Origin of the sequence: Weissella thailandensis, assembly GCF_001932615.1 — a bacterium.
Classification (GTDB): Bacteria; Bacillota; Bacilli; order Lactobacillales; family Lactobacillaceae; genus Weissella; species Weissella thailandensis.
This window is the reverse complement of record NZ_CP014332.1, coordinates 2,061,826-2,082,294: the sequence shown is the minus strand read 5'-3', so window position 1 is coordinate 2,082,294 and position 20,469 is coordinate 2,061,826. Positions and strand designations below refer to the sequence as shown.

Sequence of the window (20,469 nt, the reverse complement as noted above, 5' to 3'; positions counted from 1 at the left end):
ATTTGATGATATTGGGTATGAATAACCCTCATCCATCTGTGATTGTTGGAAAGGCTAATCCGTTAAATAAGCCAATGCTTGGGCAAAATCCTGCTTTAAGTCGTCAAGATCTTCGAGTCCCACTGACAGGCGTAGCAACCCTGGTGTTACGCCACTAGCCTGTTGTTCTTCGGGGCTGAGTTCGGCATGTGACATCGTACAAGGATATGACAGAATCGTCTCAACTGCGCCTAGAGAGACTGAAAAAATAGGCAACTGTAGATGTTGCACTAGAGTTCGAACATTGTCTTCACTGCCAATATCAAACGATAAGACCGCCCCACCTGATAATGCTTGTTTAGATTGGATGGCATAATTTGAATCGTCTTTTAATCCGGGGTAATTAACAGATTTGACAGCTGGTTGTTGTAGTAGCCACTGCGCAAGCTTGGTCGTGCTCTCTGTTTCTGTTTGTAAACGAACTTTGAGTGTTTTCAGACCACGTAATAGCAACCAACAGTCACCGATACTAAGTGTTGCGCCCATGGCATTTTGAATGAAATAAACGGCATCTCCCAGATCATCATCTTTGGTCACAATAAGACCGGCCAAAATGTCGGAATGACCAGACAAAAACTTTGTGGCACTATGCATAACTAAATCAGCACCAAGCGATAGCGGCTTTTGATAAAGTGGTGTCATAAAAGTGTTGTCGGCAAATAACAAGGCACCATGGGCATGAGCTGATTCAGCTGTTGCTGCTAGATCAACGACGGTAAGCGTTGGATTAGATGGCGTTTCCGCATAAACGACCTTTGTGTTTTCCTGATAAGCTGCTTCTAGCGCCTCTTTGTCATTTAAATCAACAAATGTATGGCTGATACCGTAATTAGGCAACAGTTCAGTAACCAGACGGAACGTACCACCATAAACATCTTTTGTGATAATGATGTGGTCACCCTGATGGAGGGTCAAAAAAGCTGCTGTAATTGCAGCCATACCAGTCGAGAAAGCAAAGCCACGTGAACCACCTTCTAAATTAGCGATGCTCTCTTCTACTTGATCACGAGTAGGATTACCGCTTCTAGCGTAGTCATACTTTCCCAGATTCCAAGGGTCCTTCTGTGCAAAGGTTGAAGAAAAATATACTGGTGTGTTGACAGCGCCAGTTAATGGGTCCGGACGTACAGTATCGTGAATGATTTTGGTTGCATCGTTATAGTTATTAGTTTCGCTCATGTGTTAAACTCCCTCTTTGTTAGTCGTTAGTGTCGTAGCAGCAGCCTGTAGCGCTTGTTGAATGTCGTGAACCAAATCATCACTACTTTCAATACCTACTGAGAGCCGTAGCAAGTTCTTAGTAATATGTTTCGTTTGGCGCTGTTCTTCACTTAAGTCAGCGTGTGTTTGTGTAGCTGGTACTGTGACTAAACTTTCAACACCCCCAAGGCTTTCAGCAAATGAAACGATCTGTAAATGCCTTAAAAATGCATCAACTAAGTTTTCGTCACGAACGTAAAAGCTAATCATGCCCCCATGACCAGGGTATAGAACTTGTGTAACCAATGGGTTTTCTTGGAGAGAAGTAACAATTGCTTGCGCATTTTTTTCATGCTTTTCAATACGTAATGGTAAGGTCTTGAGGCTTCGAATTAATAGCCAACACGAAAAGGGATCCAGGACAGCACCGGTTGTTGTCAGGTTTTTTTCATAGAGTTCAGCATTTTCTGTAGACTTACACACAACAGCTCCCCCCAATATGTCATTATGGCCACCTAAATATTTTGTTGCGCTGTGTACGACGACATCAGCCCCTTCATCTAATGGACGCTGAATGATCGGCGTGTAGAAGGTATTATCAACGAATACTTCTGTCTGATATTGATGAGCAATAGCAGCTGTTTTATGAATATCAATCACTTTCATCGTAGGGTTTGATGGTGTTTCCAACCAGACCGCTTTTACTGCAGGATCAGCAGTTGCCCCAGCTAAGTATCTGAAGTCCTGGCCATCCCACGTAATAAAATCGATGGCATAGTTATTATGTAAATCATCAAAATAACGAAATGAACCACCATACAGGTCATCAGAGATAATAATTTTATCGCCAGTTTTAAATTTCGAAAACGCTAATTGAATAGCAGCCATACCAGAACTTAGTGCGAATGCTTGAACACCATTTTCTAATTTGCTTAAAGTGTTTTGTAAGACGTCACGCGTTGGGTTTGTCTCACGAGCATAGTCATAACCAGTTGAATCACCGAGTCCGGGATGTCTGTAGGCAGTTGAAAAATAGACTGGCGCCGATACAGCGCCAGTTTTTTGATCATCTGTCCGGTTTCCAGACTGTACTAATAATGTTTCTACTTGTTTGTGTGCTATCATTAGTTTATTTGTCCTTTCTAGTTTATGTATGTTCAATAAAAAAAGCCTTCGTCTATGCAATAAATGCACAGGGCGAAAGCTTCGTGGTACCACCTGAATTTCCTATTAGTTCACACTAAATAGGCTTAATAAGTTCACTATTTATGTAAACCTGGTGAAAATAACGGGCACCACACCGAGAATACCAGCCAAATGACCAATATCTAGACTCTAAGTTCATCTTCATTATTCGCGCGAATTACCCTTTTCACCAAGCGGGTTTCTCTGTCTACTAGTTTGAATAACTACTCTTCTTTTCACTGTCTAATTATTTTTAATTTTTCTCATAGTACCATTCGGTATTTTATCTGTCAAACGGGAATCTATGCCATGATTTATTTTTCAATTGTTGAATAACAAATGGTGGAAATGCTGTAGTAGCCGGCATTTTAAAATTGACAAATAAAAAAGTGAACCCTATAATTTAGCTCAATATATTAAAAGATAATGAAGAGATGAGTAGTAAAACTTGTTTTCTACAGAGAGCTTACATATGCTGAGAGTATGCGCTAAACGATTTACGAATATGGTCTTGCAATCTTCACTGATTGAGTCAAGTTGGTAAAATTAGTGTGCTTGATACCCATTACCGTATCTGAGTCTGATGGGACTTAATGAGTTAACCAGTGTGAATTGGTTGAAATCAAGGGTGGTATCACGCATTTTGCGTCCTGGAATTAGTTTCCAGGACGTTTTTTGGTTTATAAAAAAATTTGAAGTAAGTTAGAGGTATATTTGATGAAAACAATTAAACTTGGCATTGTTGGTCTAGGAACTGTCGGTACAGGTGTCGTACGAATTATTCAAAATAACCAACAAAAGATATTAGCAACAAGTGGTTGTCAGTTACAAATCAAAACAATCGTTGTTGTAAATTTAGCAAAACAACGACACATTGATCTAGAAGGAATCAAATTAACAAATCAAATTGCTGATATTGTGGCCGATGATGAGATTCAGATTGTGATTGAGGTTATGGGAACAATTGATCCGGCTAAATCGTACATTAAAGCATTACTTGATAGTGGTAAAAATGTGGTTACGGCCATTAAGGACTTATTGGCTACTTATGGTAATGAACTAATTACGCACGCACAGGAAAATCATGTCAATCTCCTATACGAAGCAAGCGTGGCTGGTGGCATTCCTATTTTAAGAACCATCGCAACATCTTTTGCTGCTGATCAAATAACGTCAGTTGCAGGAATCATCAATGGCACAAGCAATTATATTTTGACACAAATGAGTGAAAATGAATTGACCTACAATGAAGCGCTACAACAGGCACAGGAGCTGGGACTTGCCGAAACAGATCCAACGAATGATGTCAGCGGCAAAGATGCAGGATACAAGATGGCCATCTTAACGCAATTTGCATTTGGTGTGACTGTTCCTTTGGAAAACATTTTTGTGACAGGAATTACGCAAATTACAAAGGCAGATATTTTACGGGCACAAAAAGGGGGATATGTTATTAAGCTGATTGGCCAGGCAAGGCCTGTGGATGATAAGTTATCGGTTTCTGTCGAACCAATGTTTGTCCGCAAAGATCACCCACTTGCAACAATAAAAAACGAAAATAATGCAGTTCTAGTGACAGGTTCATCTGTTGGTGAAGTCATGTTTTATGGCGCAGGTGCTGGCGAACTCCCTACTGCCAACAGTGTTTTGAATGACGTTCTTGCGACAGTGAAGGATTTGCAGTTACAGCAAACTGGTGCAAAGTTTAACAACTTTAGTCGAACAACTGATTTATTAGTGGCACAACAACAAAAGAATCATTATTTTTTAACACTGGTGTCAAAGGATGATTCACGCGTAACGATAACATCTAACCACCATAAACATCAGCAAACTCTTAGTAAACAAAAAAATGATTTGGCAACGGAGCTTAGTTACCAGACGAAACCGATTTCTGTGCAACAGTTTAGGACGATGGTTGCAAAATTGAAAGGTACAGAAAAGTTAACGATAACAGCAGCATATCCATTGTTAGATTGATTGGGATATGAAGGCTGCCATCTTTTTTCAGTTGTTACCCTAAATTGGCTTTATTAGCGAGTGTTTCTTGAATAAAGTACTGGCTGGCGATTGGGAGACGTTGTTTATTTTGATAAGCAATCGCCAGCTCACGGTTAATAACGGGAACAAATGGGCGTGTTACGATATTAAAAGGCATGCGCTGTAGTACCAGCTTAGCTAAAATGCTGACTCCTAGCCCTGCCTCTACCATGGTCATAATCGCATAATCATCATGGATGCGATATTTTATGTTGGGTGTCACACCAGCAGCTGCAAAAGCATTTAAGGGTTCGCTAAAGCCACCTTCTTCAATCAAAATTAGTGGATCATCTTTAATGGCGGTTAAACTTAATGGTTTCCCTGGATATGCTGCGAGTGGGTGATTTTTTGGTAAAACAGCTAACATCTCGCCATTTTTTATGGGAATAGTTTTGAAGTCTTTTGCCGTAGCGGGTGTTGTAAAACCGAAATCAATCGCATTTGTACGAATCCAGTCAGCGATTGAGTTGTAGTCACCTTGATAAAGTACAAATTCTACATTGGGGTATTTCGTTTTAAATTTTTTAATGAGATTGGGTAGTCAGTGCACGGTAATACTTGAAATTGTGCCAATTCAAATAACGCCAGTCTCTAATCCCCGTATCTCAGTTGCTTTTTCTTGGACAGCCTGATATTGGTGAATTGTCTGTTGGATCAGAGGATAAAGTTGTTGGCCCTCTAACGTTAGGGTCACAACTGTTCGAGAACGGTTTAGTAGTTTTATTGAAAGCTGATCTTCGAGTGAGGCAATGATTTGACTAACAGATGATTGTGTATAATCTAGTACCTCGGCAGCCTTAGTGAAACTACCAAGTTCGATAACTTTTTGTAAAATTAAAAATGAATTCATGACGCATTACTCTTTCTAATATGTAAATAAGAAATATTTGTTTTTCTAATTTTATAAACCAATATATACTAGACACAATTATTCAACAAGATTTGATTAAGAGATAACAAATCTTGTGTTCAAATATCTATAAGCAAGTGTGCAAAAGTATGTTAAATAGAATAACGCCCTTCAAACAAATCGATATTTTTACTCAGGTACCATTTAAAGGTAATCCAGTGGCCGTTGTATTAAATGGAGATAAACTTTCAACAACTGAAATGCAACAAATTGCAAACTGGATTCATTTGTCAGAAACAACATTTGTTTGTACGCCAACCAATTCACAAGCGGACTATCGGTTACGTATTTTTACACCACAAAATGAATTGCCGTTTGCAGGACATCCAACGATTGGATCAGCTTATGCAGTTTTAAAGTCAGGTTTAACACCGCAACATGGGCAGTATTTAGTTCAGGAATGTGATCAAGGATTGGTACGGATTGATATAACTGATGATGGTCTATTTTTAACCTTACCTCAACCCGAAAAAAGTCCGTTGCAAGCAGAACAAGTTAAGGCATTTAGCAAGGCATTAGGTGTATCCGCTAGTGAGATTCATTTAGCGGAAACAATTGATGTTGGTGCAGTTTGGTATACGTTGCAATTGTCTAGTGCTGAACAGGTGTTAGCTCTGCAGCCAGATATGAGTTTACTATCACAAGCAATTGCGGACGGCGTGACTGGTGTGACAGTCTTTGGTCAATATCCAGAAAATAGTCAGACAAATTTTGAAGTGCGATCATTTGCTCCCAATGAGGGTGCAGATGAGGATCCGGTTTGTGGTAGTGGCAATGGTTGTGTTGCTGCTATGGTTAGAGACCATCAGTTATTAAAGCCGTCAGAGTATGTGGCTAGTCAGGGAGTTTGTTTAGGGCGAGACGGCTATGTTAGTATCAAATTTTCTGATGATCAAATCTTATTAGGTGGATTTGCAGAAGTTTGTATTGATGGTCAACTATCTATCTAATTTGAGGAGGAATAAGAATGGTTATTATTCAACTATACGAGGAGAATGCAGTACACTTAGCGGGTATTGTTGATCTTGTTAACTATTCAGTATCCTTATCCAGATCGTCATTCTAGAGTTTATGTGAAAGAAAGTAGTTAAAGTTTATGATAAAAGGACAGCTATGCAGTCACTGAAAGTTCATTTCAGATGGCATAATAGCTGCCCTTTTTAGTTTTTAAATTGTGAAATTAAACGTGTGCTTCAGGATCTTCTTTACCACCGTAATTATACTCGTAAATCATATCTCCTGATTCAGTTACTTGCTGACCATCCTTTCCAAATGACAAGGTTCCCTTTGCAAAGTAACGTATATTAATACGCTAGTTATTGGTATTACACGTTCATTATAGTGACATGTTTGATAGCTACTCAACCAACAAAATCAGCTAAAAAGTTTGATATTGTGTTGCTGGCTTTACTGTTAAGCGAACACAAAGAATTTACTTTTTTCGGTAAATTCTTGCATAATAAACTCTTTTTAGAAGAATAATCCAATAACACAAAAAAGCATTGCAACTCACTGATTGCAATGCTTTTTATAGTTAATTTGTATTAGTCAACATATGATGTCTTGGTACGGTTCAACCAAGCATATGTCATTCCAATGATCAATGCACCACCGACATAGTTACCGATCAAGGCAAAGAATAGATTGTGTAGTATACTTCCAAGCGTCATACCAGCAATTGCACCGTTTGAAGCAAAGAAAGCTAATGAGAATGCTGGGAAGTTGGCGATAACGTGTTCGTATCCTAAGAAAGCAAAGATAAAGATAACGAAAATAATAGCCATAACTTTACCACCATCATCCTTCATACGTAAGTTGATCGTGAAGGCCGTGTTAACGATAACGTTAGCGAAAATAGCTTCGACGAAAATTTGAAGTGATGACTTACCCAGCTTACTAGCAATACCAGTAAATAGGTAATTACCAGCTGGCAAATCTTGGAATGGTCCGGTTAGGGAAACCATATAAGCAAATAGAATTCCACCGATTAAGTTAAATAGTAACGTGGTACCAAGAATCTTAGCTGCCTTAGAAACTTTCAACTTTTTACGATAAACACCAACGGTCATAAATAACATATTTGAGGTTCCAAGTTCAGCTCCCATGAAGATGATCATCACAAGTGACCAACTAAACATGAAAGCGAAAGTAAACTTTCCTGAACCAGGTGCTATTTTTTCAGCTTCTAGCGCTGTTCCGAATGCAGCAGCGGTTCCTAGTGTTAGGAATAAGGTTGCGAGCATTGCTCGTGCAGCATAGCGTGCATAACTATTGTTAAATAGCGCAACTTTATTCATTAAAGCTTCATCAATTTTTTGGAATAAAGGTGATTTCTCAGCAGGCGCTTCTTTGGCCTCTACGCTAGGAACATCAGCTTCATAACTTCTATCTTGTGGAATATCCATGTCTTCTCCTAAAGTGTTAATTTATTTTTTATTTTTAATTACCATGCGTCTCGCAAAGTGAATTTTCTAACGTCATCAATTGTTTGTGTACCTGCCAATTGCATAACGAGTGCTAGTTCATCCTTAAAGAAGTTGAAGACTTGTTCAACACCGGTAGCACCACCAAGTGCTAGACCGTAAATAGCAGGACGACCAATGGCAACCAAATCCGCACCAGAAGCTAGTGCCTTAAAGGCGTGTTGACCACGACGAATACCACTGTCAAAGACGACGGGTGCGCGGCCGTTAACGGCTTCGGCAACTGTTTCTAGTGATTCAAAGGCTGCAGGACCACCATCTAATTGACGACCACCATGGTTAGTGACCCAGATTCCACGAGCACCAGATTCTAGTGATCGGTAAGCATCCTCAGCACTTTGAACACCCTTAACATAAACAGGAATATCAGTATGGCTAGCAATATATTCCACATCACGTGGAGCTAACTTTTGCTTAGCAGACTTATACACAGCATCCATTGTTTGGCCAACCCCTGATTGATAGGCAGCCACAATTGGCATTGGTAGTGGGAACGTAAAGTGATTACGCTTGTCGGCTTCACGATTACCACCTAGTGTTGCATCAGCAGTCAAAACAATTGCTTTTGAACCATTGCGTTCTGCAGTTTCGATGATTTGATCGTTAATGCCGTTATCCTTACTCATGTAGAATTGGAACCATTGGTTAGTATCTTGACCACCAGCTTCACGAATGTCTTCTAATGTTGTTGATGCGAATGAAGAAGCAGTGAAGATTGAACCAAAGTTAGAAACCCCTTTTGCTGAGTACTTCTCACCTTCAACGTGAGCTAAACCGTGGGCGGCAACAGGTGCCATAATAATTGGTGCTGTTAAGTGCATGTCTTGGAAATCAACAGATGTATCGGGATCTTCAACATCTCGTAAGACACCAGGAACAATAACCTTCTTATCGAATGCCTTAACATTGTTCTTATATGTAATTAAATCGCCAGCACCACTCTGGATATAACCATAACCACCCTTTGGAATGACCTTTGCAGCGCCCTCTTCCAAATCGGTTGTATTAACAAAATCAATTTTTTGTTCACGTTCACTAGTAATGTACTCTGTCATAAGCATAAATCTCCTAATAATTAAATAAAATAGCAAACGGTGCAACCGCTTACATCAAACCTACAAGGAGTACATTACACTATTTAATTCCGAAATACAAGATTTAATATTAAAAACAATACCATTTATCATGCAAATACATTGTTTATTAAATCACATATGGGACGTTTAATAAAAATGAGTACATATCTTTCATTATGTTTATATATACAAAAATGAGGAGAGCATCCGTGATTTATATGACCTATTTATGATATGGCGTATGTGCATTAATCATAAAACTACGATAAATCTGTTCAGTTAATACAAGACGCATTAATTGATGAGGTAATGTGAAGCGCCCAAAACTGATTTGTGTATTGGCTCGTTTTAGTACTTCGGGTGATAATCCTAAGGAACCACCAATCACAAAAGTTAAATCTGACTTGCCTGTGGTCGTTAAATGATCAATTTCAACAGCCATTTCTTCACTAGAACGTTCGGTTCCCTTAATGGCTAATGCAAAAACGTATTCTTTATCTTTAATTTTATTAAGGATACGTTCACCTTCCTTAGACATGACTTGATCCATTTGCGCTTGAGATAATTGTTCGGGTGCTTTTTCATCAGGTACTTCAATAATTTCTACCTTAGCGAACTTATGCAAACGTTTTGTGTATTCTGCAATACCATCTTTCAGGTATTTTTCCTTTAATTTGCCAACGCCGATGATTTTTATATTCATTGTTCGTCTACCTTTCTAAAATAGTTTGTTATTTTTATCAATTGCTTTGTAAGATGTGGATAAATACTAAAATATATCGTAAAACACATGTTATCCACAAGTTAACCACAACCTCAAAAAAGCCCGCGAGCACTATTATAGCAAAGTATACGGCGATATTTGTGAAGATTTTAAGTCACTTATCCACTGTTGTGAATACTGGTTGTGGATAAGTTATAAAAAGTGATGATAACGGCATTTGTAAACGCTAAATTAGTGAAATTATACTCATCATAAATAAGTACAAAAAAAGTTATACACAATACAAGAAGTTGATGTTTAATTATTTTACAAAATATATGAGGAAAAGGCTAAGTTAACATTCGATATTTTCGCCTTTATTAGGAATAATAAACGACATATTTATCGATAAAACGTTTTAAAAGCGTATGATTTTTAAAAAATAACTGAAAGTTAGGTAAAAACCCATTAATTTTGCAAGGTTTAACCTAATTTTAAGATAAAATCCCGATTTAACGGACTTTTGCTTATTACAATTTGTTTTAACAGGTTATCCACATTTGCATATGTATTGATTTAATGGGCTTTCTCAACAATAAATCAGGAGTTATTAACAAGTTATCCACAGAAAGCGGTGGAATACGTGGACTTTTCTCCTAGTTGTCCACAAAAATCTGTGAAAAACTTTTGCGCTGCTCCTGTATAATATAAGGAAGTTGGGAGATACTTAATTATGAAAAAATTATTTAACAAATTGACGCCACCTCAGGTATTAACGTTTGGATTTTTGGCGATTATATTTGTTGGGGCTTTTATATTAAGGTTGCCTATTTCACAGCAAACTGGTGTACATGTTAATTTCCTTGATGCACTGTTTACTTCCGTGTCCGCTACGGCAATTACGGGACTGACTGTTGTGAATACGGCAGCAATGTGGTCAACCTTTGGCCAAGTTATCTTATTGATTATGATCGAGATCGGTGCGCTTGGGTTTATGACGTTTGCGGTCTTGCTATTTGCGATAACCGGCCAACGGTTAGATTTAAGAGCGCGGTTGATGGCGCAGCAAGCGCTAAATTTACGTAATTTAGCGGATGTTAAAAGTGTGTTATCGTACGTCTTCTCGCTATCAGCCATTATTCAGCTTGTTGGTGCGGTACTGATGCTACCTGACTTTGTACCCCGTTTTGGAATGACGAAAGGTATTTATCTGAGTGTTGCCTCGTCTATTTCGGCATTTGGAAATGCGGGATTTACATTCTTTGATCAACCAGTGACGTTTTTACAAAATGATCCGTATGTGTTGATCATTTGGATGTTATTAATTACTGCAGGTTCATTAGGTTTCCTAGTTTGGCGAGATTTATTACTCTTTTATAAGCAACGACGCGTTAGTCTACATACTAAGGTAGCTTTGCATGTATCTGGTTGGCTAATTGGGTTGAGTTTCGTCATGTTCTTATTCACGGAGAAATTCTTGGCGCCTTTAGCAGATACCTCATCGATTGGTCACCGTATTATTGATAGTCTGTTTTTGGCCGTTGCACCTCGTACGGCGGGTCTAGATGTTGTGCCGTTGACCAACGTTTCAACGGCCGGTATTATGATAATTACCCTATTAATGTTCGTTGGTGGAACGCCAGGCTCGACTTCTGGTGGTATTAAAACAACCACATTGGGTATTTTATGGATGCAAACATTAGCAGCATTACGCGGTCAAGAACAGGTTAACTTTGGTGGTCGGCGTTTTAGTCCAAAAGTTGTTATTAAAGCAATGATGTTAGTCGTTATTTCGATTGTTTTCGTCGCAATGGCTTCGCTTTTGCTGACAATCACTGAGACGATTCCAAAAGGTCAAGGTATGGAATATATTGTCTTTGAAGTTATTTCTGCTTTCTCAACAACAGGATTTTCGTTGGGATTGACCCCTCACTTGACGAGTTTCGGTAAATTTGTCATTATGATCGTCATGTTTATCGGTCGTGTTGGTCTGTATACCGTGATGTTTTCAGTCATGAATATCCGTGATAAGCCAAAAAGCTATCAATATCCGACTGAGGAAGTAATTATTGGCTAAAAGACATTAGATTGCGTAAACTATATAGGTAGAAAATGATAGGAGTTTAAGCATGTCAGAAATCAAGATGATTGCTTCGGATTTGGATAGCACCTTCTTTAATGATAAAAAACATTATCATAAAACCCATTTTGCAGAAGTTTTGGATAAGCTAACCGTACAAGGTGGTCATTTCATCATTGCGTCTGGTCGTGATGTTGATTCTGTTGACCCCCTTTTTAAGTCGTTTGCCGGCCGCTATGATTTGGTGGCCGATAACGGTGCTGTTGTTAGAACTGCGGATGGTGAACTACTACAAATGGTTGGTTTGCATGTGGCAGATGTGACGGATATTATGGCGGTTGTCAATGAAATGCCATTTGAACCATTGCATGGTGCGGTCTTTACCGGTGCTGAAACAACATTTATGTTACAATCACAAGCAAGTTTGAATCTATTGCATAAGGCAACAATGAAAAAAGTGCATGAAAATTTACAGTTCATTGATTTTGTAGATCAAATTCACGAACTTATTTTGAAAGTAACAATTACCTTTGAGACCGAGAAAACACAAGAGTTTATTGACTTAGCAAGATTACGTTTAGGTAGCCGTGCGCATGTCACCACATCCGGTTATGGATCGGTAGATATCGTGGCGCCAAATATTAATAAGGCAAATGGTCTACAAGTGCTAGCTAGTCATTATGGATTGAAATTAGATGAGAATTTGGTAGCTTTTGGTGATGGATTAAATGATGCTGAAATGTTGAAGGCAGCCGCCTATCCCTTTGCTATGATTAATGGTGATGAATCACTAAAGGCCTTTTATCCGTTAGCTGTTGATGATAATAATCATGACGGTGTCTTAAAAACGGTAGATACTCTGATCAAATAACAATAATAAAAAACCAGCCTAGATAATTTATATCAGGCTGGTTTTTTATTATGTATAAATATGCACTTAGAGAATTGGCGAACATTACCACAATAAACAACTTTATTAACCTCGTTAATAATTTGTTCCCCTGCATCGGAACGCTTGTGAAAATAATGATGCAACAACTAACCAAATCATTGTGAAAAATGTTACAATGGGCAGAAAATAAAAAGACTCGTTTGGCACGAATCTTTAAGTTGAATTATGATAATTGGTCCATCGCATCATTTAATAACTGGTCAACTGTGATATTACCATGACTGGTAGCATGACCTTTAACCCAAATAAATGATAAACGCGGTGCAATTGGCTGAATGAGCGTATAGATTTGTTGCCAGGCTTTAAGATTGGCAATTTCACCAGAGCTTTTGCGCCAGCCATTAGCTACCCAGTTATACATCCAATTGGTAACAGTATCTAGCACATATTTAGAATCACTAACAATTGTGATCGGTGCTGATACTTTAGCGGCTTGTAATAGGGCGTTAATCAGTGCGAGCATCTCCATCTCATTGTTGGTGCGACCCCAATCCGCGCCATTATCAGTGAATACAGGCTCGTTGAGGTTAGAACCACGATAGATTGCGATAGCCCAGCCAGCTTTATCGGTTGCTTTGACGTGACCACCAGCAACATTGCCAGTGTTGCGACTACCACCATCAGTAAAGATATAATACTGATTAGGATCAGCGCGAAATGTACCATTGTAAGCAGTGGTGTATTGACGTGACATATCATTTTTCGCTGAAACCTGGCTATCAAACCATGCCTGAGCCGCAGATTTGGTAGTAAACCCTTTAAATTTTGGGGCTGGTTTTGTTTGTGTGTAAGCTTTGACCTCTGACCAAGGCTTGGTGTAGAGACCTTCGTATTGATTACCAACAATAGCATATGTTTTCATTATAAATCGTCCTTAATCATGAAGTTATTGCCTCTAATAATAACGTATTTTTCCTTTGTTTGCCAAGTTGACAGGGTTCTTTGTTTCAGTGTAGTATAACAGTGCAACACTGAAAGGAGCCAATATGGAATTTAGTTCAAATCAACCCATATATTTACAGGTAGCAACTTGGTTGGAACAACAGATTCTTGAAGGAAAATATCCGATTGGTCATAAGATTCCAGGTGTCCGTGATTTAGCAGTTCATTTGATTGTCAGTACACGTACGGTACAAAATGCCGTTAATCAGTTAGTGACGAGTGGGTTAATCATCACAAAGCGTGGGCAAGGTAATTTTGTAACGGAGGATGCCACCAAGATCGATGATATTAAACTGGACAAGAAAATGCGCATCACACAAGAATATATTAATGAAATCATGCATGTTGCGCAGGCGCAAGAAATACCAGACTTAGTCGCAAATGCAATGAAAGAGTATGAAGATACACGGACTAGGAGGGACCATGTTACAGGTTAACAATTTGCATTATACAAAAAGTCGCCACGTTATTCTGCGTGGTTTGAGCTTTAAGATACCAACGCATCGTACGGTGGCGTTGTTGGGAGAAAATGGTGTTGGTAAGACAACTTTAATGCAACTGATTTCAGGCCTTATTGAACCCAATCCACATTCAGATATCATGATTGACGGTATCATGGGCGCAAAAATAAAAGCGCATTTGTCATATGTTTCAACACTAGACTGGGCCAACAACTATGATCGTGTCAGTGATATTGTGGACTATTTTAAGATGGGATATCCTGATTTCAATGAGCAACGGATGAATGAATTGATCAAATTCATGCGTATCGACCGTACACGTCGCATTGCTAAACTATCAACGGGAACGATTGAAAAATTATTGATTGCCTTAACGATTTCTCGGGATACATCGGTCTATTTATTAGATGAACCTTTTGGTGGTGTTGACGTGATTGCACGTAAAAAAATTATGCAGTCATTGTTACACTGGTTACCTGAGGAAGCTACAGTGCTTATTTCAACGCATTATATTCAGGAAATCGAAAATTTGGTGGATGATGCGATTATTTTGAAGGACGGTCGTTTGCTAGCTTATGAATCTGTAGAAAAGATTCGTAAAGAAGAAGGGCTATCATTAGAAAAATACTATACACAGTTGTATATCGAAGATAATGGAGGGCGTGAATAATGTTAACCAACACACGACTCTTTAAAATTTTTGCGAAAGATTCTTTAAATCATAACCTTTTTATCATCGGAGTTGGCGTCATTGTCGGTATTTTTATTTTTATTTGGCAATTATTACCTTTTGTACCGCATGCAGAAATTACCGGCACAATTACACCAACATCGTTTACCGATCGGTTAGTTATTTATGTGGGGACGTTAGTTATTGGTATTAATTTGATGCTTGGCGCACGCATGTTTATTTCGGCTGCCAAGTCGTGGAATAAATCAAAATACATTTTGTTACCTGCACAAGTTTGGCAAGTAGTTGTTTGGAATTTAATTGCGCGCTTTGTAGTCGGCTTTTTTTCGATGTTTATGACAACCATTGCTTTCTTAGGCCTCGAATGGTCCTTGAATTCATCATATCATGCGGATATCGTGGACGTTTTGACGTCGATTCCGCTGTCCGAAATTGGTATGGCGTTTGATGCGACGATTGCCCTTTATTTGTTTGTTAATTTAGCAGTGGTTACAAATAATTGGTTAATGGGATTCGTTAGTGATAAGTGGCAGCAACGCGTCAAAGTCTTAGGCTTGATTACGATGATTTTTATCATGGGCTATGCAATTTCCTGGGTACCAGATAACGGGGTTGCTGATATAATTGTTGATATTATCATGTTTGGACTAATTTGGTATTTGCTCAGATATCATAATGAAGCAAAATAATTAAAATAAAGGTCGGGACAAAATGTCCCGACCTTTTAAATTGCACAAGTGCTTGTTACAACCGGCTTCAAACCAATTTTTTTCACGATCTCTGTTAATGGCTGATTTTAATATTATTAAGTTTATGATCGAGGTGGCTGAAGACGTGGTGGTCAGCATAACCAACGAACATACCTTGTAGGAAAAATGAAAATAGGGTACCGATGTTGATGGCGGTTATCTTGCCTGAAAAAGCCCAAACAAGTAATGAAATCAACATTGGGAATGAGAAGTTGATGATTTGAGAAACTGCCGCATTGCCTTTAAAGAACATAAATCGCGTTAGATTCGTTAAATCATCAATTGGGTGGAGAATGAATTGCAATCGCTGGGTAATTGATACCCCAAAACCAATACTGATGATACCAAGAAAATCAATAATGATTCGCCATGCCAGGGGGAAATTTTCAAGAACTGCTAGACGTGTTGAAACAATTCCGATAATACCACTGAAAGCAACCACGAAGATAATATTACCAATGACGTGTGGCCAGTCGATACTGCGTTGCAAGATGCAGACCAACGTTGCAGCTAAAACACCGTAAAAGAACAAAAATGTACTAATTGATGTGCCCGTGACATTGGCAAGGTTAGCTGCAGATGCGGTCCAAGGTGCTGAACCCATGTTAGTCGCAACTGTAATACCATTGCCAAATGTATTAAAAAGTAGTCCTGCTAGAAAATAGATGACGATTTCATGTGAAGATAGTCGCCGAAGATGCCCGTGTTCGTTATACATAAAATACCTCTACAATAAATAACCTTAGTTTTCATTCTAACAAACTTTTGGTGAAGTGATTGATGAATTTTGAAGGCAATTAAAAATAGATTCTTTAAATAAACAGTTTGACAAGCAAAAAAGCGGGTGATATTATGAGAAAAATTAAAAACAAATGAGACGTTGAAAAGAAGAGTAGTTATGTGCACGTAGACAGAGAAGTTCAGGTGGTGAGATGGACGATTCGTGTGAGTAGTGAAGATGAACTTAGAGTCAAAGTATTGGTTAGTCAGCTGATATTTTCGGATTGGTGATCGTTAAAAACACCAGGTTTACTCAAATTGTGAACTTAATGAGCCTATTAGTGTGAGCTAATAGGGAAATCAGGTGGTAACACGAGATCTTCGCCCTGTACTTTTGATTGTACAGTGTGAAGGTCTTTTTTATTTATCTATGAAAGGAGGAGCGATGTCATTATGACAGTATACGTAAGAAATGGGTTAGCAAAAAAATCACAGGGCAAGGTGCCAATGAAATTGTTGGAAATAGGTATTTTGAATTTAATGCCAACTAAACAGGAAACGGAAGAACAGTTTATTAACCTACTCAGTCATAGTGAGCAAGATATTGCGCTATCCTTTTTTTATCCTGAGACGCATCAGTTTAGATATAGTTCGGCTGCCGCTGTGAAAAATAATTATGACACTTTGGCAAATGGCTTAAAGCAATCAATGGATGCTTGGATAGTTACTGAAGCGCCATTGGAAAAATTGCCATTTGAAAAGGTGGACTATTGGCATGAGATACGGGCAGCATTTACTACTTTTAGCCAACAAAAGTTGCCTGTTATTTACGAATGTTGGGCAGCCCAAGCAGCATTATATCAACAATACGGTTTTCAAAAGAAATTACGGGAATAAAAGCTTAGTGGTATTTTTATAGCCGACACACTATTTAAAACTTCGCAATTAATTATTGGTTTTGGTGCAGGGGGGCTTTTCCGAATGCCACAATCCCGGTATACAGATATTGCTTTTCCGCAGTCAGGCTTACCTAATGAACTTGAGGTAATAGCTTCAGCACCAGACGTTGGACCGATGGTTTTGGCAGACCAAGTGACTAATGCAGTGTTTGTGACTGGACATCCGGAATACACACAATATACGTTGGACTGGGAATATAAACGTGATTGTCAGCAAGGATTAGTAGTTGAGCCACCACGTAATTACTATCTAAATGACACGAAAAATCAAATTAATAATTCTTGGGTTACCACTAGCCGTCTATTTTATCGGAATTGGGTGGGACAAGTTGTACGAAAGAAAGTCGAGAAAAATATATGACAGAAGATAATCAAAATCTACACTTTGAAACATTACAGGTTCATGCGGGACAAACAGTTGATGAAACTGGTTCACGTGCGGTGCCAATTTATCAAACGACTTCATATGTCTTTAAAGATCCTGAACAAGCAGCGGGACGATTTGGATTGACCGAACCAGGTAATATTTATACCCGCTTAACAAATCCGACAACGGACGTAGTGGATAAACGAGTGGCAGCCTTAGAAAGTGGGACAGCGGGAGTAACTCTTGCAACCGGTGCTGCAGCGATTACGGCAGCCATTCTTAATATTGCGGGTGAGGGTGATGAAATTGTTGCTGCTAGTACATTATATGGTGGCACCTATGATTTATTTAACGTCACATTACCAAACCTAGGCATCACTACTCACTTTGTAGATCCTGATGACCCCAAAAATTTTGGGGAGGCAATCAATGAGCATACAAAGGCGGTCTATATTGAAAGTGTCGGTAATCCAGGGATTAATCTGATTGATTTCGAAGCAGTCGCAGAAGTTGCGCATGAGAATGGTGTGCTGCTATTAGTTGATAATACTTTTGGTACACCTTATTTAATTCGTCCATTGGAATATGGTGCTGACATTGTGATTCATTCAGCAACAAAATTTATTGGCGGTCATGGGACAACTATGGGTGGCATTATTGTTGAAAATGGTAAATTCGATTATCGAAAGAGTGGCCGTTATCCTGGTTTTACTGAACCAAATGAACAATATAATGGATTAATATTTGCTGATGTAGCGCCTGCTGCCTTTACCACTAAGGTGCGCGCTGAATCATTGCGTGACTTAGGAGCAACGATTTCGCCATTCAATTCTTTCTTATTACTCCAAGGATTAGAATCACTGTCATTACGAGTTGAACGTCATGTTTCGAATGCCAAGAAAATTGTTGAATTTTTGAGTCATCATGACAAAGTCGCTTGGATTAATTACCCAGGATTGCCCGATAATAAGTATCATGCACTTGCAGAAAAGTACTTTCCAAATGGTGTCACATCAATTTTCACCTTGGGCCTTAAAGGTGGTGAAGCTGCCGGTAAAGAATTAATTAAAAATCTAAAGTTGTTTTCATTGTTAGCAAATGTGGCTGACGCCAAGTCATTGATCATCCATCCTGCTTCAACAACGCATGCGCAATTGAGTGATGAAGAATTGTTGGCAACAGGGACGACTCCTGACCTTATTCGGGTGTCAGTAGGTGTTGAAAATGCTGATGATTTGATTGCTGATCTTCAGCAAGCACTAGAAAAGATTGAATAGTATTAAGGAATTACCTGATAATAGAGTAAGCTGGTTCTTGTTGTCAGGTAATTTCCTTATTGTTCGGGAAAAATGTATTAAAGTTCGTTTTTTACTTATAAAAAACACCGTTTTACGAAAAAAATCAGATATTCTTTGATTTTTTAAGGCTATTTATAATACAATAAATTGGTTGTTTTAAAATTGAATTATTTATTAAGGGGTCTGATTTACATGTTTGAGCGTTACTTCAAGCTATCTGAATCAGGAACGTCTGTTAAAACTGAGTTATTAGCTGGTTTAACAACTTTCCTATCAATGGCTTATATTTTATTCGTTAACCCTTCAGTACTTGGTGCAACAGGTATGGACAAAAATGCTGTCTTTGTTGCCACAGGTCTAATTGGTGCCATCGCAACCATCTTTATGGGACTTGTTGCTAAGTATCCATTTGCGATTGCTCCCGGATTAGGTATCAATGCTTTCTTTGCTTATAGTGTTGTTATTGGTATGGGAATCAAGTGGCAAACTGCTTTGGCAGGAGTCTTTGTTGCTGGTGTTATTTTCTGGCTTTTGACGGTTTTCAAAATTCGTGAAACCATCATTAATGCCATTCCGGCTGACTTAAAAGCAGCTATTGCTGGTGGTATTGGATTCTTCATTGCGATGATTGGATTAGTTGACGGTGGCTTGATTGCTGCTGACAAGTCAACCATTATTGGTTGGGGTGATTGGAGTGATCCTAAGGTCATGCTAACAATTGTCGGTGTGTTAATTTCCTTCGCGCTATATGCACGTAAGGTGCCAGGAGCTATCTTTATCGGAATGGTTGCAACGTCAATTGTCGGTTTGGTTACAGGACTAATTCCGATGCCTTCATCAATTGTTTCTGGTGTCCCAAGTTTGGCACCAACTTTTGGTCAAGCTATTTTCGGTTTGCAGGATGTGTTTACCTGGCAGATGATACCGGTTATCCTGACATTTTTGCTAGTTGCGTTCTTTGATACAGCTGGTTCATTAATCGGAATTGCGCGTTCTGGTGGATACTTGGTCAACAATGAATTGCCACGTGCAGGAAAAGCATTGATGGCTGATGCTGTTGGTATGTTGGGTGGTTCACTTTTGGGAACATCACCAACAACTGCCTATGTCGAATCATCAACGGGTATTGCTGTTGGTGGTCGTACTGGATTGACATCACTATTTACAGGATTGTTCTTATTATTGTCATTGTTCTTCTCACCATTGCTAGTTGTTGTGACATCTAATGTGACAGCATCAGCACTGATTATCGTTGGTGTTTTGATGGCAAGTAATTTGGCCGAAGTTGATTGGAAAGACTTCCCAATTGCTGCGGCATCATTCCTAACAGTTTTGGGGATGCCACTGTCATACTCAATTTCTGATGGTATCGCATTAGGATTTATCGTTTATCCATTGTTGATGCTAGTTACAGGACGTGGTAAGAAAGTCCATCCAATTATGTACGCCTTAGGTATAACGTTTATCATATTCGTTATTATCTTACAGACAAATGGTTAATTGTTTCATGTGAAACAAAGGAAACCTCAGTTAAATAAAAGCGCCAGAACGAAGGGCTTCAACTTCGATCTGGCGCTTTTTTACTGTAAAATATGCTAAGTATTAATATTAAAG

General features: G+C 38.8%; 18 protein-coding genes and 1 pseudogene. 10 read left to right on the top strand and 9 right to left on the bottom strand.

Annotation, left to right across the window (positions count from 1 at the left end):
* Positions 1-54: 54 nt before the first annotated feature.
* Entirely contained in the window at positions 55-1,218 is a 1,164-nt protein-coding gene (locus tag FOL01_RS10355; RefSeq protein WP_075270555.1) for an aminotransferase class I/II-fold pyridoxal phosphate-dependent enzyme, read from the bottom strand.
* A 3-nt stretch (positions 1,219-1,221) separates the two neighbouring features.
* Complete coding sequence (locus tag FOL01_RS10350; RefSeq protein WP_075270554.1) at positions 1,222-2,364, bottom strand: aminotransferase class I/II-fold pyridoxal phosphate-dependent enzyme; 1,143 nt, start codon at positions 2,362-2,364, stop codon at positions 1,222-1,224.
* Between the two features lie 777 nt (positions 2,365-3,141).
* Here FOL01_RS10350 and FOL01_RS10345 point away from each other — a divergent pair.
* Positions 3,142-4,404 (top strand): homoserine dehydrogenase, encoded by a 1,263-nt coding sequence (locus FOL01_RS10345; RefSeq protein ID WP_075270553.1) that lies wholly within the window; start codon positions 3,142-3,144, stop codon positions 4,402-4,404.
* A 34-nt stretch (positions 4,405-4,438) separates the two neighbouring features.
* Here the strand turns inward: FOL01_RS10345 and FOL01_RS11410 are convergent, their stop codons facing one another.
* Together FOL01_RS11410 and FOL01_RS11405 are read right to left on the bottom strand one after the other, a co-directional pair.
* Positions 4,439-4,993, bottom strand: a complete 555-nt coding sequence (locus FOL01_RS11410; RefSeq protein ID WP_237342665.1) for a LysR family transcriptional regulator substrate-binding protein — start codon at positions 4,991-4,993, stop codon at positions 4,439-4,441.
* A gap of 45 nt (positions 4,994-5,038) precedes the next feature.
* Positions 5,039-5,314 (bottom strand): LysR family transcriptional regulator, encoded by a 276-nt coding sequence (locus tag FOL01_RS11405; RefSeq protein ID WP_237342634.1) that lies wholly within the window; start codon positions 5,312-5,314, stop codon positions 5,039-5,041.
* 149 nt (positions 5,315-5,463) lie between these two features.
* Here FOL01_RS11405 and FOL01_RS10335 point away from each other — a divergent pair, with 149 nt between their 5' ends.
* Positions 5,464-6,324 (top strand): PhzF family protein, encoded by an 861-nt coding sequence (locus FOL01_RS10335; RefSeq protein ID WP_075270552.1) that lies wholly within the window; start codon positions 5,464-5,466, stop codon positions 6,322-6,324.
* A gap of 594 nt (positions 6,325-6,918) precedes the next feature.
* Here FOL01_RS10335 and FOL01_RS10330 read toward each other — a convergent pair.
* The 3 genes from FOL01_RS10330 to rlmH all read right to left on the bottom strand — a co-directional run bounded on the left by FOL01_RS10330 (position 6,919) and on the right by rlmH (position 9,636).
* Positions 6,919-7,779 carry a formate/nitrite transporter family protein gene (locus FOL01_RS10330; RefSeq protein ID WP_075270551.1) on the bottom strand — a complete coding sequence of 287 codons (861 nt, stop codon included), beginning with the start codon at positions 7,777-7,779 and terminating at the stop codon, positions 6,919-6,921.
* 38 nt (positions 7,780-7,817) lie between these two features.
* Complete coding sequence (locus tag FOL01_RS10325; RefSeq protein WP_075270550.1) at positions 7,818-8,912, bottom strand: alpha-hydroxy-acid oxidizing protein; 1,095 nt, start codon at positions 8,910-8,912, stop codon at positions 7,818-7,820.
* A 244-nt stretch (positions 8,913-9,156) separates the two neighbouring features.
* Entirely contained in the window at positions 9,157-9,636 is a 480-nt protein-coding gene (rlmH, locus tag FOL01_RS10320) for a 23S rRNA (pseudouridine(1915)-N(3))-methyltransferase RlmH (protein ID WP_075270549.1), read from the bottom strand.
* 733 nt (positions 9,637-10,369) lie between these two features.
* On the opposite strand from rlmH, the gene FOL01_RS10315 reads away from it, so the two are divergent.
* A complete protein-coding gene (locus tag FOL01_RS10315) occupies positions 10,370-11,713 on the top strand; it encodes a TrkH family potassium uptake protein (protein ID WP_075270548.1) in 1,344 nt (447 codons plus the stop codon).
* Between the two features lie 52 nt (positions 11,714-11,765).
* On the top strand, positions 11,766-12,587 hold the full coding sequence (locus FOL01_RS10310) for a Cof-type HAD-IIB family hydrolase (protein ID WP_075270547.1): 822 nt from the start codon (positions 11,766-11,768) through the stop codon (positions 12,585-12,587).
* A gap of 244 nt (positions 12,588-12,831) precedes the next feature.
* Here the strand turns inward: FOL01_RS10310 and FOL01_RS10305 are convergent, their stop codons facing one another.
* Positions 12,832-13,530, bottom strand: coding sequence for a ribonuclease H1 domain-containing protein (locus FOL01_RS10305; RefSeq protein WP_075270545.1), 699 nt, complete (start codon positions 13,528-13,530; stop codon positions 12,832-12,834).
* A 124-nt stretch (positions 13,531-13,654) separates the two neighbouring features.
* On the opposite strand from FOL01_RS10305, the gene FOL01_RS10300 reads away from it, so the two are divergent.
* The 3 genes from FOL01_RS10300 to FOL01_RS10290 are packed head-to-tail and all read left to right on the top strand — an operon-like array spanning position 13,655 to position 15,451.
* Positions 13,655-14,047, top strand: coding sequence for a GntR family transcriptional regulator (locus FOL01_RS10300; RefSeq protein WP_075270544.1), 393 nt, complete (start codon positions 13,655-13,657; stop codon positions 14,045-14,047).
* Positions 14,034-14,741, top strand: coding sequence for an ATP-binding cassette domain-containing protein (locus FOL01_RS10295; RefSeq protein WP_075270543.1), 708 nt, complete (start codon positions 14,034-14,036; stop codon positions 14,739-14,741). Before FOL01_RS10300 ends, FOL01_RS10295 begins: the two co-directional genes overlap by 14 nt.
* Positions 14,741-15,451 carry a hypothetical protein gene (locus FOL01_RS10290; protein ID WP_075270542.1) on the top strand — a complete coding sequence of 237 codons (711 nt, stop codon included), beginning with the start codon at positions 14,741-14,743 and terminating at the stop codon, positions 15,449-15,451. The genes FOL01_RS10295 and FOL01_RS10290 overlap by 1 nt, the downstream gene beginning before the upstream one ends.
* A 94-nt stretch (positions 15,452-15,545) precedes the next feature.
* On the opposite strand, the gene FOL01_RS10285 is transcribed toward FOL01_RS10290, so the two are convergent.
* The gene (locus tag FOL01_RS10285; RefSeq protein ID WP_075270541.1) at positions 15,546-16,229 is read right to left on the bottom strand and encodes a DUF6198 family protein; all 684 of its coding nucleotides are present in this window, start codon (positions 16,227-16,229) and stop codon (positions 15,546-15,548) included.
* Between the two features lie 455 nt (positions 16,230-16,684).
* On the opposite strand from FOL01_RS10285, the pseudogene FOL01_RS11400 reads away from it, so the two are divergent.
* The 3 genes and pseudogenes from FOL01_RS11400 to FOL01_RS10270 all read left to right on the top strand — a co-directional run bounded on the left by FOL01_RS11400 (position 16,685) and on the right by FOL01_RS10270 (position 20,355).
* Positions 16,685-17,551: pseudogene (locus tag FOL01_RS11400) on the top strand (homoserine O-acetyltransferase/O-succinyltransferase family protein).
* Positions 17,548-18,834: an O-acetylhomoserine aminocarboxypropyltransferase/cysteine synthase family protein gene (locus tag FOL01_RS10275; protein WP_075270540.1), complete on the top strand. Its 1,287-nt coding sequence runs from the start codon at positions 17,548-17,550 to the stop codon at positions 18,832-18,834. The pseudogene FOL01_RS11400 and the gene FOL01_RS10275 overlap by 4 nt, the downstream one beginning before the upstream one ends.
* 213 nt (positions 18,835-19,047) lie before the next feature.
* The gene (locus FOL01_RS10270; protein ID WP_075270539.1) at positions 19,048-20,355 is read left to right on the top strand and encodes an NCS2 family permease; all 1,308 of its coding nucleotides are present in this window, start codon (positions 19,048-19,050) and stop codon (positions 20,353-20,355) included.
* Positions 20,356-20,469 lie beyond the last annotated feature (114 nt).

Excerpts from the sequence above, each read along its gene's own strand:
- FOL01_RS10355 (WP_075270555.1), bottom strand. The coding sequence starts at position 1,218 with ATGAGCGAAACTAATAACTATAACGATGCAACCAAAATCATTCACGAT.
- FOL01_RS10350 (WP_075270554.1), bottom strand. The coding sequence starts at position 2,364 with ATGATAGCACACAAACAAGTAGAAACATTATTAGTACAGTCTGGAAAC.
- FOL01_RS10345 (WP_075270553.1), top strand. The coding sequence starts at position 3,142 with ATGAAAACAATTAAACTTGGCATTGTTGGTCTAGGAACTGTCGGTACA.
- FOL01_RS11405 (WP_237342634.1), bottom strand. The coding sequence starts at position 5,314 with ATGAATTCATTTTTAATTTTACAAAAAGTTATCGAACTTGGTAGTTTC.
- FOL01_RS10335 (WP_075270552.1), top strand. The coding sequence starts at position 5,464 with ATGTTAAATAGAATAACGCCCTTCAAACAAATCGATATTTTTACTCAG.
- FOL01_RS10330 (WP_075270551.1), bottom strand. The coding sequence starts at position 7,779 with ATGGATATTCCACAAGATAGAAGTTATGAAGCTGATGTTCCTAGCGTA.
- FOL01_RS10325 (WP_075270550.1), bottom strand. The coding sequence starts at position 8,912 with ATGACAGAGTACATTACTAGTGAACGTGAACAAAAAATTGATTTTGTT.
- rlmH (WP_075270549.1), bottom strand. The coding sequence starts at position 9,636 with ATGAATATAAAAATCATCGGCGTTGGCAAATTAAAGGAAAAATACCTG.
- FOL01_RS10315 (WP_075270548.1), top strand. The coding sequence starts at position 10,370 with ATGAAAAAATTATTTAACAAATTGACGCCACCTCAGGTATTAACGTTT.
- FOL01_RS10310 (WP_075270547.1), top strand. The coding sequence starts at position 11,766 with ATGTCAGAAATCAAGATGATTGCTTCGGATTTGGATAGCACCTTCTTT.
- FOL01_RS10305 (WP_075270545.1), bottom strand. The coding sequence starts at position 13,530 with ATGAAAACATATGCTATTGTTGGTAATCAATACGAAGGTCTCTACACC.
- FOL01_RS10300 (WP_075270544.1), top strand. The coding sequence starts at position 13,655 with ATGGAATTTAGTTCAAATCAACCCATATATTTACAGGTAGCAACTTGG.
- FOL01_RS10295 (WP_075270543.1), top strand. The coding sequence starts at position 14,034 with ATGTTACAGGTTAACAATTTGCATTATACAAAAAGTCGCCACGTTATT.
- FOL01_RS10290 (WP_075270542.1), top strand. The coding sequence starts at position 14,741 with ATGTTAACCAACACACGACTCTTTAAAATTTTTGCGAAAGATTCTTTA.
- FOL01_RS10285 (WP_075270541.1), bottom strand. The coding sequence starts at position 16,229 with ATGTATAACGAACACGGGCATCTTCGGCGACTATCTTCACATGAAATC.
- FOL01_RS10275 (WP_075270540.1), top strand. The coding sequence starts at position 17,548 with ATGACAGAAGATAATCAAAATCTACACTTTGAAACATTACAGGTTCAT.
- FOL01_RS10270 (WP_075270539.1), top strand. The coding sequence starts at position 19,048 with ATGTTTGAGCGTTACTTCAAGCTATCTGAATCAGGAACGTCTGTTAAA.